The 13851-nt window shown below is 66.5% G+C and carries 11 protein-coding genes; 2 read left to right on the top strand and 9 right to left on the bottom strand.

Annotation, left to right across the window (positions count from 1 at the left end; genetic code table 11):
• The first annotated feature begins 6 nt into the window (after positions 1 to 6).
• Together L6444_RS28410 and L6444_RS28415 are read left to right on the top strand one after the other, a co-directional pair.
• Positions 7 to 813, top strand: coding sequence for a class I SAM-dependent methyltransferase (locus L6444_RS28410; protein WP_236978735.1), 807 nt, complete (start codon positions 7 to 9; stop codon positions 811 to 813).
• A gap of 18 nt (positions 814 to 831) precedes the next feature.
• Entirely contained in the window at positions 832 to 2316 is a 1485-nt protein-coding gene (locus tag L6444_RS28415; RefSeq protein ID WP_236978736.1) for a glutamate--cysteine ligase, read from the top strand.
• Positions 2317 to 2336: 20 nt separating this feature from the next.
• Here L6444_RS28415 and L6444_RS28420 read toward each other — a convergent pair whose 3' ends face one another.
• The 9 genes from L6444_RS28420 to L6444_RS28460 form a co-directional block, all read right to left on the bottom strand.
• Positions 2337 to 5594 (bottom strand): PPE family protein, encoded by a 3258-nt coding sequence (locus L6444_RS28420; RefSeq protein WP_236978738.1) that lies wholly within the window; start codon positions 5592 to 5594, stop codon positions 2337 to 2339.
• Positions 5595 to 5785: 191 nt separating this feature from the next.
• Complete coding sequence (egtE, locus tag L6444_RS28425) at positions 5786 to 6895, bottom strand: ergothioneine biosynthesis PLP-dependent enzyme EgtE (RefSeq protein WP_236978739.1); 1110 nt, start codon at positions 6893 to 6895, stop codon at positions 5786 to 5788.
• On the bottom strand, positions 6892 to 7857 hold the full coding sequence (egtD, locus tag L6444_RS28430; RefSeq protein WP_236978740.1) for an L-histidine N(alpha)-methyltransferase: 966 nt from the start codon (positions 7855 to 7857) through the stop codon (positions 6892 to 6894). The genes egtE and egtD overlap by 4 nt, the downstream gene beginning before the upstream one ends.
• Positions 7857 to 8570, bottom strand: coding sequence for an ergothioneine biosynthesis protein EgtC (egtC, locus tag L6444_RS28435; protein ID WP_236984476.1), 714 nt, complete (start codon positions 8568 to 8570; stop codon positions 7857 to 7859). The genes egtD and egtC overlap by 1 nt, the downstream gene beginning before the upstream one ends.
• On the bottom strand, positions 8570 to 9841 hold the full coding sequence (egtB, locus tag L6444_RS28440) for an ergothioneine biosynthesis protein EgtB (protein ID WP_236978741.1): 1272 nt from the start codon (positions 9839 to 9841) through the stop codon (positions 8570 to 8572). Before egtB ends, egtC begins: the two co-directional genes overlap by 1 nt.
• Positions 9838 to 11121 carry an ergothioneine biosynthesis glutamate--cysteine ligase EgtA gene (gene egtA, locus L6444_RS28445; RefSeq protein ID WP_236978743.1) on the bottom strand — a complete coding sequence of 428 codons (1284 nt, stop codon included), beginning with the start codon at positions 11119 to 11121 and terminating at the stop codon, positions 9838 to 9840. The genes egtB and egtA overlap by 4 nt, the downstream gene beginning before the upstream one ends.
• A 170-nt stretch (positions 11122 to 11291) precedes the next feature.
• Positions 11292 to 12740, bottom strand: coding sequence for a catalase (locus L6444_RS28450; RefSeq protein ID WP_236978744.1), 1449 nt, complete (start codon positions 12738 to 12740; stop codon positions 11292 to 11294).
• Positions 12741 to 12877: 137 nt separating this feature from the next.
• Positions 12878 to 13282 carry a hypothetical protein gene (locus L6444_RS28455; protein ID WP_459561265.1) on the bottom strand — a complete coding sequence of 135 codons (405 nt, stop codon included), beginning with the start codon at positions 13280 to 13282 and terminating at the stop codon, positions 12878 to 12880.
• Positions 13283 to 13385: 103 nt separating this feature from the next.
• Positions 13386 to 13781 carry a hypothetical protein gene (locus L6444_RS28460; RefSeq protein WP_236978746.1) on the bottom strand — a complete coding sequence of 132 codons (396 nt, stop codon included), beginning with the start codon at positions 13779 to 13781 and terminating at the stop codon, positions 13386 to 13388.
• Between the last annotated feature and the right edge of the window lie 70 nt (positions 13782 to 13851).

Raw genomic sequence — 13851 nt, forward strand, 5'->3', positions numbered from 1 at the left:
TCGTCCATGATTGCTCATGTGGCCATAGACATCGAGGGTGACATCGAGCGGATGCCACGCGGGGGACCCGGCGCGTCGTGGCTGGACCGGCGGCTGGAGACCGATCGGCTGGAGTACATCGACCGCGACGACGTGGACCGCAAGAAGCGCGCCGCGATCCGCTCACTGGACCGGGTGGGACGACTGTTCGGCCTGCACAAGACCGTCGCACGAATCGTGCTCGACGAAGTCCGCGACGTTGCGGCGCCGCGGATCCTCGAACTCGGCTCCGGTCACGGCGCGTTGTCGCGGACGTTGCTGGCAATGCACCCCGAGACGCAACTGACCATCACCGATGTCGATCCCTCGCTGGTGGCCGCGATCGCCGCCGGGGACCTGGGCTCGCATCCGCGCGCCACCGTCCGCACCATGGACGCCACCGCCATCGACGCGCCCGACGGCAGTTACGACCTCGCGGTCTTTGCCTTGTCGTTCCATCACCTGCCGCCGGGGCGGGCGTCCCGGGTGTTTGCCGAAGGGACCCGCGTCGCGGACAAATTGGTAATCATCGATCTGCCCCGGCCGTCGCCGATCCTGCATATCGTGCGGTTGGCGCACATGCTGCCGCTGATGATGTTCCCGATGCCGCACGACGGCGTGATCAGCTCGCTGCGGTCCTACAGCCCGTCGGCGCTGCTGGCGCTGGCTCGGCACGCGGACCCAGCGATCGATGTCACACTGCGCGGCGGAAAAGTGTTCAACAGCACGCATCGCCCGCTACCACAGATCGTGATCGCCACCCGCGGACCCGGCCGGTTGCGCAGCGACCGGTAAACCTGTTGCATCGGCGGTGTGGGCGAGGAGATCAAACGCACCACGTATGGCCGCGAGCATCGGCGGGCATACCGGCGCAAGGTGCAACTGTGTCTGGATGTCTTCGAGACGATGCTCGCCCGGACCCCCTTCGATTTCGAGCACCCGCTCACCGGCATGGAGATCGAGTGCAATCTGGTGGATGCCGCCTACCAGCCCGCGATGTCGAACCGGATCGTGCTGGACGCGATCTCCGACCCGGCCTACCAAAGCGAATTAGGCGCCTACAACATCGAATTCAATGTCCCACCGCGGGTGCTGCGGGGACACACCGGGCTGGATCTGGAAGCCGAGGTCCGGGCCAGCCTCAACGACGCCGAGACCAAGGCCAACGCCGGCGGCTCGCACATCGTGATGATCGGGATCCTGCCTACGCTGATGCCCCAGCACCTGCACGACAACTGGATGAGCGAATCCAGACGTTACACCGCCCTCAACGAGTCGATTTTCAGCGCGCGCGGCGAGGACATCCCGATCAACATCGCCGGACCGGAACCGCTGAGCTGGCGGGCGGCCTCGATTGCACCCGAATCCGCTTGCACCAGCACGCAATTGCACCTGCAGCTGGCCCCGGACGACTTCGCCGCAAACTGGAACGCCGCCCAGGTGCTGGCCGGTCCTCAGCTCGCGCTGGGCGCCAACTCGCCGTACTTCTTCGGGCATCGGCTCTGGTCGGAGACTCGCATCGAACTGTTCGCGCAATCCACCGATACCCGGCCCGAAGAGCTGAAAACCCAGGGCGTGCGGCCGCGGGTGTGGTTCGGCGAACGCTGGATCACCTCGGTCACCGATTTGTACAAGGAGAACATCCGCTACTTCCCGCCGTTGCTGCCCGAGCTTTCCGACGAGGATCCGGTCGCCGAACTGAGTGCCGGGCGATGCCCGCGACTGTCGGAGCTGCGACTGCACAACGGCACCGTCTACCGGTGGAACCGGCCGGTGTATGACGTGGTGGGGGGCCGGCCGCACCTTCGGCTGGAAAACCGCGTCCTGCCTGCGGGCCCGAGCGTGGTTGACATGCTTGCGAATTCGGCGTTCTACTATGGTGCGCTGCGAACCATGTCCGAGGCCGCGCAACCGGTCTGGTCGCAACTCAGTTTCGCTGCGGCACAACATAATTTCCTGGAGGCCGCCCGGCGCGGCATCGAAGCCCGGCTGAGTTGGCCGGGTGTCGGGGAGGTCGGCGCCCGCGAACTCGTGTTGGACGTTCTGCTGCCGATGGCCCAGGAAGGACTTCGGCGGTGGGGTGTCGACGCGGAGGTGCGCGATCGCTTCCTCGGTGTGATCGAGGGACGGGCCAAGACCGGACGCAACGGAGCGAGCTGGCAGGTGTCCACCGTCGCTGCGCTGGAAGACGGCGGGATGACCCGGCCGCGGGCGCTGGCCGAGATGCTGCGCCGCTACTGCGAGCACATGCACGCCAACGAGCCGGTCCACACCTGGGATACTCAGCGGCTCAGCTGAATTCAGACGGCCAACTCGGCTCAGTAGTTCTGCAGCAGAATCCCGGCGAGATCGGAACCGATGTTGTCCAGCCCTGAGACAAAGTTGGCCACGGCGGCCCCCAAGAAGCCGATGTTGTTCAGGCCCGAAACCGCGCCGCCCAAGACCGTTATGCCTGAGGAATTCTCGCCGAAAACGTTGTAGCCCGACACTCCGGCAAGGCCCAACGGGTTACCTGTGAAGATGCCCGAGACATTGGAGCCGTTGTTGAAGAAGCCGGAGACGTTGCCACTCCCAGTGTTGAAGAAGCCAGAGCTGGTGACGATGCTGTCGGTCGTGTTACCGAAGCCCGGAGCCGGCGGAATCTCGAACTCGAAGAGCTTCTGGCTGGAGATGTGGATGGGCGGGATGTAGATGTCAGGCAGGTTGAAGGCGCCAACTCCAATGGGCGGCACCACGATGTCCGGCAACTGGAACGCCTGGGTAATGAGCTGCGGCAGGGTGAACTGGCCGAGCGCGATGGGCGGGATCCCGATCTGCGGCAGCGAGAACGCCTGGGTAAGCAGCTGCGGCAGGGTGAACTGGCCGAGCGCGATGGGCGGAATGCCGATCTGCGGCAGCGAGAACGGGGACGAAGTGAACTGCGGCAGGCTGAACTGCCCGATGCCGATCGGCGGGATGGTTACCGACGGTGTCTGGAACTGCGGCCAGCTGATCTGCGGCAGATCGAACGAGCCGAGTTGGATCGGCGGGATGGTCAGCGCCGGAGTCGAGAACTGCGGCCAGCCGACCTGCGGCAGGTTGAACGAGCCGAGTTGGATCGGCGGGATGGTCAGCGCCGGAGTCGAGAACTGCGGCCAGCCGACCTGCGGCAGGTTGAACGTGCCGAGCTGGATCGGCGGGATGGTCAGCGCCGGAGTCGAGAACTGCGGCCAGCCGACCTGAGGCAGATCGAAACCGCTCAGGCTGATCGGATTGATGGTGATCGACGGGATGTTGAAGCCGGACAGCCCGATGGACGGGATGATGTAGTTGCCGCCATTGTTGCTGATGTTGATGGTCGGCAACGTCATCGCCCCGATACCGATGCTCGGGAAGTTGAACGCGCCGATGGAGCCTCCGCCGATGCCCGTGGAGAAACTGAACGACTGGAGCTTGATGTCGTAGTTCGGGGCCAGGAAGTTTCCGGTGTCGAGGCTGAGCAGCGTTTGACCACCAGCAGTGCTGAACGGACTGATCGAGATCGACGGAATATTGAACCCTGGAACAGTTATCGTCGGCAGGCTCCACCCGGTGATAGTGACCAGAGGCGTTTGAATCGGCGGGATGATGATCTCCGGTAATTGAATGCCCGGAATCGCGATGGTCGGCGTGGTGATCGCCGGCAGGTTGAACCCACCGACGTGAATTCCTGCCGGCGAGGTGTAGGCCGGAACGGTGATCGACGGAATACCGATCGACGGCAGCCCGAAGCTGCCGATATTCACATTCGCCGGCGTCGTATAGGCCGGAATCGTGATCGACGGAATACCGATCGACGGCAGCCCGAAGGCGCCGATGTTGATGTTCGCCGGCGAGGTGTAGGCCGGAACCGTGATCGACGGAATACCGATCGACGGCAGCCCGAAGCTGCCGATATTCACATGCGCCGGCGTCGTGTACGCCGGGATGGTAATCGAGGGGATGGTGATCGCGGGTAGGTTGAACGCGCTCAATGCGGCGTTCACCGGAGAGGTAAACGCACCGATGTTGATCGGTGGAATGGTGATCTGCGGCAGGTTGAACGCCGTGAGCAAGCCCTGCGGCGACGTGAACGCACCGATGCTGATCGGCGGGACGGTGATCTGCGGCAGGTTGAACGCCGTAAGCAAGCCTTGAGGCGACGTGAACGGCCCGATGCCGATAGGCGGGACATGGACCTGGGGCAGATCGAAAGCCCCCAGCTGGATTGGGGAGAGGTGGATCGCAGGCAGAGTGATATCGGGCGTGGTGACGGCGACATAGACCCCGCCCTGCCGCACGCCAGTCCAGAAGAACCCGTTGTTCTGTTCACCGGTGTTGAACGCACCGGTGTTGTAATCGCCCCAGTTGGAATAGCCGGTGTTGGTGTTACCGATATTGAAGCTACCGGTGTTGTACGATCCCGGGTTGAAGTCGCCGCTGTTGTAATTGCCGGTGTTGTAGGTCCCGGTATTGCCGATGCCGGCGTTGAACGCTCCGGTATTGATGCTGCCCGAGCTGATAAATCCGGTGTTGGCCAGGCCTGAGTTACCGATGCCGGTGTTGAAGCTTCCCGAATTGAAGAGACCGACGTTCCCGTTTCCTGAATTGAAGAAGCCGATGTTGTTGGTGCCGGAGTTGCCGAAGCCGATATTGCCGGTACCGGAATTAAAGGCATTGAAGTGGAACTGGCCGGTCGACGTGTCGTAGTAGGCATTACCCAGACCCACCAAGTTGTTGCCGGAGAGGCCGAAGCCGATATTGAAGTTGCCGTTGTTGCCGAAGCCCTTGTTACCGGAACCGAAGTTCCCGTAGCCGATGTTGGACGTGCCCAAGTTGCCGGAGCCGACGTTCCAGCTACCCAAGTTGGCGCTACCGAAGTTGGACTGGCCGAGGTTTCCGTTGCCGATGTTGCCGTTGCCGAGGTTGCCCAAGCCGAGGTCGAACCCGCCGAAGTTCGCCCAGCCGAAGCTTGTCTGCAGCGACTCAGCCGCGGCCGGCAATGCTGCGACCGCAGCCGGCGCGGCGGACAGTTGAGTGGCGATACCCCCCACCAGACCCTGCAGCGACTGGGTGAACGGCGCCAATGCGGCGACCGCGGCCGACGCGCCGGCGTGATAGCCGAACATCGCGGCCACATCCTGCGCCCACATCGACTCGTAGGCGGCTTCGGCCGCCGCAATGGCAGGCGCGTTCTGCCCGAACAGGTTGGAGAGGACCAATTGCACGAAACCCGAACGGTTGGCCGCCACGGCCAGTGGATGCACCGTCGCGGCCACCGCCGACTCGAAAACACTGACCACCGCTTTGGCCTGGGCTGCCGCGCCGGAGGCCTGGGTGGCCGCCGCGCTCAGCCACCCCGCGTACGGTAGCGCCGCCGACGCCATCGCCGCGGACGCCGGCCCCTGCCAGGCCTGACCCGCCAGACCCGACGTCACCGACGTGAATGATTCAGCGGCAGTGGACAATTCGGCGGCAAGGCCATCCCAGGCCGACGCGGCCTCCAACAGCGGGCCGGCCCCGGCGCCGGTGAACAGGCGCAGCGAGTTGATTTCGGGTGGCAACACTGAGAAGTTCATCGAGCACCTTCCACCGGAGTCCTGGCGTCCTGCCAATACGACAAGGAGGTGGAGCGTGAGGCGCCCGTCCCTCCACTCCAATCCGTACCGAGCGAAAAGTTACTCCACACACGCCCAATATGACAGTAGTTAGAAGCGGTTTTTAAAACTTTCCGTACGGAACCTGTGCTCCAAACCGGGTGACGGTTTCGTCAATTAGCGACGGTGGCCGCTGTCGCTTCGATCAGCGCTTCGGCGAACATCTCCAAATCCGCGGCGGTGGTATCGACGTGCGGAGAGATGCGCAGCACGGGCGCAGTCAACTCGAGCGGCGCCCGCGGTATTCCGGCGAAAGTGGTCAGAATGCCGCGTTCGGCCAGCAACCAGGACCGCACCCCGTCGGGATCCGCGCCGTTTAGCGGCGCCAAAGTTGTTATAGCGCTAGGCTCTTCGACCTCCTCGACCACCGCCCAGCCCGGCACATCGGCCAGCAGCCGGCGCGCCAGCGCACCCAACTCGGCCAGCCGAGCCTGCACCGACTCCGGGCCGCCCGCCAGATACTCCCCTACTGCCACCGAAAACCCCACTCGCGCAGCGACATTGGCTTCACCGAAGCCGAACGGCACCGGCAACCGCGGCGTCAGCCCCGCCATCAGCTCGACCCGCCCCACCAACACCCCCACCCCGCGGGGCCCGGCGAGCCACTTACGCGAGGACGAATAGGTGACGTCGGCGCCCACCGCGCAATCGATCTGACCCAACGCCTGGGCGGCGTCCACCACCAGCGGCACGCCGATCTCGCGGCACAGCTCCGCCACCATCGCCAACGGTTGCACGGTGCCACGATGACTGGCCACCGGCGTCAAATGCACCAGGTCGGGCGGATTCTCCTGCAACTGCAGCGCGGCGTCGTCGAGCGCCAGCCGGCCGTCACCGAGTGTCGGCAGCCGGCGCACCTCGAACCCGTGCGCGCCCATCACGGTCAGGTTGGGACCGTACTCACCGGGTAGGCAGGCCAGCGTCCGCCGGTCGGCCGGCCAACTGCCCAGCAACAGATCCAGCGCATGCAACGATCCGGTGGTGAACACGACGGTGGCGTCCGGCAGGCCGCACAGGGATGCCACCGCGGCACAGCCCGCATCCAGGACCGACGCGGCCGCCTCGGCAGCCACGTAGCCGCCAACCTCCGCTTCGTGCACGGCGTGCCGGGCCGCCGCATCCAGCGCGGCGAAGCTCTGCCTCGAGCAGGCCGCGTTGTCCAGGTGCAGGCCGGCGAACTGCGGTCGAGCATCCCGCCATCGCTCGGCCAGCGGCGCACTCATTTCGCAGCCAGCGAAAGACCGAAGTCCCCGGCTTCGTCGGTCCACCACCGGGTCGCCTGCAGACCCACCTCGGCCAGTTCGGCGCGGACCGCGTCCGGCCGGAACTTGCAGGACACCTCGGTCAGCATCTCCTCGCCGGCCTCGAAGTCGACGGTCAAATCGAGCGCAGCGACCCGCACCCGCTGAGCGCGAACCGAGCGCAACCACATCTCGATGCGTTCCTCCACGGCGTTCCACCGGGCCACATGCTGGTAGGCGTCGACGTCGAAGTCGCCGTCGAGTTGGCGGTTGATCACCGCCAGCACGTTGCGGTTGAACCGTGCCGTCACACCGGCGGCGTCGTCGTAGGCCCGGACCAACCGTTCGGCGTCCTTGACCAGGTCGGTGCCCAGCAGCAGGCTGTCCCCCGGTCGCATCACGTCCGACAGCGTTGACAGGAACTCCGCACGCGGGCCGGGAGTCAGATTGCCTATGGTGGAGCCCAGGAACACGAACAGCCGGCGCCCGGCGCCGGGAATCTCGGCCAGGTGTTCCTCGAAATCGCCACAGACAGCCCGGATTTCGATGCCGGGGTATTCGCGCTGAATGGCCGCCGCGGCCGCGGCCAACACGCCGGCGTCGACGTCGAACGGCACGAATCCGCGCAGCGCCCCGCGGTCGCGCAGCGCGTCGAGCAGCAGCCGGGTCTTCTCCGAGGTGCCGCTACCCAACTCGACCAGGGTGTCGGCCCGGCTGGCCGCCGCGATCTCGGCGGAACGGGCTCGCAGTATGGCGGCCTCGGTGCGCGTCGGGTAGTACTCCGGCAACCGGGTGATCTGGTCGAACAGGTCGCTGCCGGCGTCGTCGTAAAACCACTTGGGCGGCAACGATTTCGGGGTCTGCTGCAGACCGACGAACACATCCCGCCGTAACGCGTGCAGGGCGGCGTCTTCGGCGAGGTGATTCGACAGTGTCAGCGTCATCAGGATCCTTTCGGCTTTCGGTCCAGCGGCGTCATCGTCACGCCCCCGTCGTCGACGTGCACCAGGTGGCGATCCGGGACGTCGGCCCAGGCGGGGTCGTCGTCGTAGGGCTCGCTGGCCAGCACCACCCCGTCGTCGCGGCGCAGGATGAACAAAGTGTCGCCCCAGGTAGTGGCGAGCAGTCGAGAACCGTTGGCCGCCAGGATGTTCAGCCTTGCCTGCGGGTCGTCGGCGCCGATGGCCAGCACGGTCTCGCCCAGTGCGTCCAGCCCCGCGGCGAAAATCGTTGCCGCCAAAACCGCGCTGTCACAAACGGACTCGGCCTCTCTGGTCAACGGCAGCACGGCGCGGTCGACGACACCGTTGTGCGACAACAGCCAGCGCCCGTCGGTGAACGGTGCGGTCGCGCTGGCCTCGAGCGGCATCCCGACGGTCGCGGACCGCACCGCCGCCACCACGCAATGACTGTGCAGCGCAGGGGCAATCGAGTCGAATGAGCTGTCACCCCACAGCGGGGCCGCGCTGCGCCAGCGACGTGGTGTGCCACCGTCGGACACCGGATCGAAGAAGCCCACACCCCAGCCGTCGGCGTTCATCAAGCCGTGCTTCTGCCGGCGCGGCGCGTACGACTGCACCCGCAGCCCCTGCGACGGATCGAGCACCAGCGAGGAAACTGCGACCCGCGCGCCCAGCCAGCCCAGGTGCCGGCACATCAGACCGACCACGCAAGGCGCACACCGGAAAAGATCTGACGACGGTACGGGTGATCCCAGTTGCGAAAGCTGGGCCGCAGAATGGCCGCCTCCACCGCCCACGATCCGCCCCGCAACACCCGGTAGTCGCCGTCGAAGAACGGCTGCGAATAGCGTTCGTAGATCATCGGCACGAATCCGGGCCACGGCCGCAACGGCGAGCTGGTCCACTCCCAGACGTCGCCCAGCATCTGCTCGGCCCCGTACGCCGACGCCCCGCAGGGGTACGCGCCGACCGGGGCCGGGCGCAGTGCCGTACCACCCAGGTTGGCGCGGTCGGCGGACGGCTCGTCGGTGCCCCACGGGTAGCGGCGGCGGGAGCCGGTCGCCGGATCCCAGGCGCACGCCTTCTCCCATTCGATCTCGGTGGGCAACCGGGCACCGGCCCAGGACGCGTAGGCCTGTGCCTCGAAGTAGCTGACATGCTGCACCGGCTCGTCGGCGGGAATGTCCTCGACGTGACCGAACCGGGTCCGGGTGCCGGCGTTCCAGAACTGCGGGGCAGTCAGGCCAGCCTGCTCCCGGTGCTGCCAGCCGCGGCTGGTCCACCAGCGCGGCTGCGCGTAGCCGCCGTCGTCGACGAACTCGCGCCATTCAGCGTTGGTGACCGGCACCCGGCCGATCCGGAACGCCGGAACGTCGACGACGTGCGCGGGGCGTTCGTTGTCCAGCGAGTACGGCTCGTCGGCGAGGTCCACACCCAGCACAAAGGGGCCGCCCGGTACCAGCACCGAAGTGCCCTGGATCCCGGGTCGACCGGGCGGCAGGCCGGCGGTGTCCCGCAGCAGCGGTGGGCCCGTGCGCAGGTTGAGGGCCTGCAACATTGTTTCGCCGTGCTGATTCTCGTGGCTCACCACCAGGCCGAACTGAAAATCGTCGGCATCGGCCGGTAACGCGTCCAGGGCCTCGAGAGCGGCCGAACGAACGGTGCGGCAGTACGACCTCGCCTGGGCCGGGGACAGCAGTGGCAGCTGCACCCGGCTGGCGCGCGAGTGCACGAACGCGTCGTACAGCCCTTCCACCTGCGGGGGCAGCATCCCGGGCCGATCCGGATTGCCGCCCCGCAACAGCCACAGCTCCTCCTGCTGACCGATGTGCGCCAGATCCCACACCAGGGGACTCATCAACGGGTCGTACTGCCGCCGCAGTTCGTCGTCGCTGAAATCAACCAACCGCAAGGTGCGGTCGCGCGCCCGCTCCAGGTCGTCGGCAAGCCGCTGCCGTGCGATCACAGCTCCCCTACCGCTGCCCGGGCAACCGTTGCGGCGATGCCGTGCGCCACCACCCGGTCGGCGAAGTCATCCGCCGGGCAGCGGCCGGCTTCGACACCGGCGATCAACCGCTGCATCCCGTCTGCCAGCGACTCGGGCGCCCGCTCAGCCGCGATCGCCACACACCGGTTGGCGGCCGCCCACAACCGGCGATCACGCAAACCAAGCCGGGCCGCGGTGTCCCAGGCCGTGGCGACCGGCTCGACCGCCTCGGCCGCCAGGTCGGCGGCGACGGGGTCGTCGAGCAGGGTGGTCAGCATGAACACCAGCGCGGGCCAGATGGCCTCGGGCACGCTGTCCAGATAGCGGACCTCCAGCCACTGCCGCGGCCGGACCGGCGGGAACAGCGTGGTCAGGTGATACTCCAGGTCCGCGACGGTGGGGCGGCGGTCCCCGAGCTGCACCAGGCCGTCCACCCAGTCGGTGAACGCCACGTAATGCGTCACCGGCACGGCGTCGGGAGCGTGCACCAGCATCACCGGGGCCTTCAACGCGTACCGGGCCCAGTCGGTGCCGGGGTCGTCGCCACTGACGGCCAGGATCGGCCCGCAGCGCGCGGAATCCATCTGGCCCCACACCCGCTGACGGGTCGACTGCCACCCGGAGAACTCGCCGCTCAACATCGGCGAATTGGCGGCTATCGCGACCATCGTCGGCCCCAGAGCGTGGGCCAGCCGCACCCGGGCCGCCCAGCCCGCCCGCGGCCCGGCGTCCAGGTTCACTTGGATCGATGCTGTCGAGGTCATCATCGCCGCACCTGCTGCGCCGCTGTGGCTGGCGGCGAAGAACTGCTCCATGGCGCGGTAGCGAGCGCCCGGGTTGATCCGAGCGGGCGGCCGCAGCGGGTCCGCGCCTAGGAAAACCAAGCCGAGCCCGGCATCGGCGAATGCGGAGCCGAGCACCGCCTGGTCGGTGCGCATGGCCGCGATAGCCGGCAGCACACCGTCGGCGGGCGGACCCGAAAGTTCCACCGCGCCACCGGGTTCCACCGTTATGTTGCTACCGCCGGGCAGCCGGCGCAGCCATTTGATGACGTCGGAGATCTCGTCCCAACCCGGCCGGCGGCGGGGATCGGCAGGGTCGAAACAGTGCGCTTCGAGTTCCAGGCCCACCCTGCCCACCGGACCGTCGACCAAGCATCCTTCGGCGATGTGCCGGGCGGCGGCCGCCGAGCCGGTCAGCTCGGTGTCGATCAGTTCCAGCTGCGGCGCCGCAGCGGTGGTGGTGGCGATGCGTGTCATGTCACGCTCCCTCCGGGGCAGCTAGGCGCTGGGCGCGCAGCTATCGGAACGATAACCACCATCACTACATCTTGCAGATGGGTCCGACATATTCCCGTACGGTTTGGGTGCACGGGGTAGACAAGTACCCAATTTCCGGACCGTCTACTGGCTCGGCGCGGCCCAGCGGATCAGCCGAGGTTCGCCCGCACCCCCTCCTCGACCTTCTTGCCCAGATCGGGGTCGACGTTGCGCCAGTACTCGAACACCCGCGATAGCACCGGCTCCTTCACGCCCTTGGAAACATGGCCGATGATGTTGGTAGCCAACCGATCCCGGGCTTCGTCATCGAGCACTTCGCGCACCAGCGTGCCCGCCTGTCCCCAGTCGTCGTCCTCGGCGCGCAGCGTGTACGCCGAGCGGATCATCTCGCCGTCGGCAAACCAACGCACCTCGGCGGCACGGCGCGGATCCGCGTGCGGCCCGCCGAAGGAGTTCGGCGCATACACCGGGTCGGACACGTTCTTCATCCGCATCGCGCCGTCCTTGGAGTAACTGTTCACCTCCACCTTCGGCGTGTTGACCGGAATCTGCTTGTAGTTGGTGCCGAGGCGGGCGCGGTGCGCATCGGCGTAGGAGAACCCGCGCGCCAGCAGCATCTTGTCGGGGCTCAACCCGGTCCCGGGCACGATGTTGTTCGGTTCGAAGGCAGCCTGCTCGATCTCGGTGTGATAGTCGGTGACGTTGCGGTTCAGCGTCATCTTGCCGACGTCGATTAGCGGATAGTCACCGTGCGGCCACACCTTGGTGAGGTCGAACGGGTTGAACCGATAGGTCTTGGCGTCCTCGAACGGCATGATCTGGACCTTCAGCGTCCAGGACGGGTGATTGCCGGCCTCGATCGACTCGTACAGGTCCCGCTGGTGGTAGTCGCCGTCCTCCCCGGCCAGCCGGTCGGCCTCGTCCTGGGTCAGAAAATCGATGCCCTGATCGGTGATGAAGTGATACTTGACCCAGACGATCTCGTCGCTCGCGTTGATCCAGCTGTAGGTATGGCTGCTGTAACCGTTCATGTGCCGCCAACTCTTGGGGATACCACGGTCCCCCATCAGCCACGTCACCTGATGTGCCGACTCCGGAACCAGAGTCCAGAAGTCCCACTGCATGGTGTGGTCACGAACGTTGCTGGCCTGCAGGCGCTTCTGGGAGCGGATGAAATGCTGGAACTTCATCGGGTCGCGGATGAAGAACACCGGGGTGTTGTTGCCCACCATGTCGAAGTTGCCCTCGCTGGTGTAGAACTTCAGCGCGAAGCCGCGCGGGTCGCGCCAGGTGTCTGGGCTGCCCCGCTCGCCGGCCACCGTCGAGAACCTGGCGAGCATCTCGGTCTTGGTGCCCGGCTGGAACACCGCGGCCCGGGTGTACTGGCTGACGTCGTTGGTCACCTCGAACTGACCGAACGCGCCGCCGCCCTTCGCGTGCGGCTGACGCTCCGGGATGCGCTCACGGTTGAACTGCGCCATCTGCTCGATCAGGTAGTGATCCTGCAGCAGAATCGGCCCGTCGGGCCCGATGGTCAACGACTGCTCGTCGCTGGGAGCGGGGGCGCCCGCATCGGTGGTGGTGTAGCGCTCCGTCATCTCGCTACCTCCTTTAACTGGGCTGTGTTAACGGAAGGTCAAGAGCGGCACGGTATTTGACGACAGACGCGGAGCAACTCGCCGAATCCGGCCGACATCACTGGGTTACCCGTCAACCCCGCGCCGAAACGGCGCAGTCAGCGGCCCGGCGGGGTCGGGGGTGCGCTCGGGGAAGTGGGCGACTGAGCAGGCCCGGAACTCGGCGGTCCGCCCGGTCCGCCCGGGAATCCCGGGCCCATGCCCGGAGGCGGCGGCCCTGGGAATCGGTACTGGTAGCCGGGGCCGCCGGGGCCCTCAGGTGCGTAGTAGCCGTGATGGTGATGCCAGTGACGGTGGTGGCAGCTTCCGCCCCACAGAAGTGCGGCACCGACCATGAACAGGGTCGACACGATGAAGATGGTGCCGGCGACGATCACCACCCACGCCGCTGCCGCGTAGAGCCGGGGGGGCTTTTCCCGGTAAGGCGGGGGCACGGGCTCGGCGTAAGCAGGCGGAGCTGGCGCGGCTGGCGGTGGTGCTGCATCACTCATGTCTTCGAGCATTGCTCAGCGCCGCGACGAGGTAAAGGGCTGCTACCGCAAAGTTGCCATGAATTGATGTAGCCCGGCGCTCGAGTGAGCGCCGGGCTATCGGTGACAGGTTTGATCAGCGGCCGGGAGCCGGGGACGGAGTGGCCGAAGGCGAGACGGACGACGGCACCTGGGCCGGCCCGCCCGGGCCGCCGGCGCCGCCGGGTCCGCCCGGACCCACTTCGGGGCTGCCGCCGCCGCGGAATCCGCTGCCGGGGAACCCGCCGTGATGCATCATCGCGTGCTTGTGGTGATGACCGTGGTGGTGGCCGCCGCCGTGCCCAGCCATCAGCCCCAGCCGGAAACCGGTGAAGAAGATGACCGAGACGACGAAGGTGATGCCGGCGACGATGGCGACCCAGGCGGCGGCCTTGAAGACCCTGGGTGTCCTGTGCTCGTGCACTTCGGTTGCCGGAGGCGTTGCTACCGCGGTAGAGGTCCGCGTGGTTGGGGTGTCAGAAATTTCGCTCATGACACAGATGATGGCGGGGCAACCAGTAGTGATCGCTATGGAGAACTTATGTAGCAGCTATGAGCGCGTG

Source organism: Mycobacterium kiyosense, from assembly GCA_021654635.1.
GTDB lineage: Bacteria > Actinomycetota > Actinomycetes > Mycobacteriales > Mycobacteriaceae > Mycobacterium > Mycobacterium kiyosense.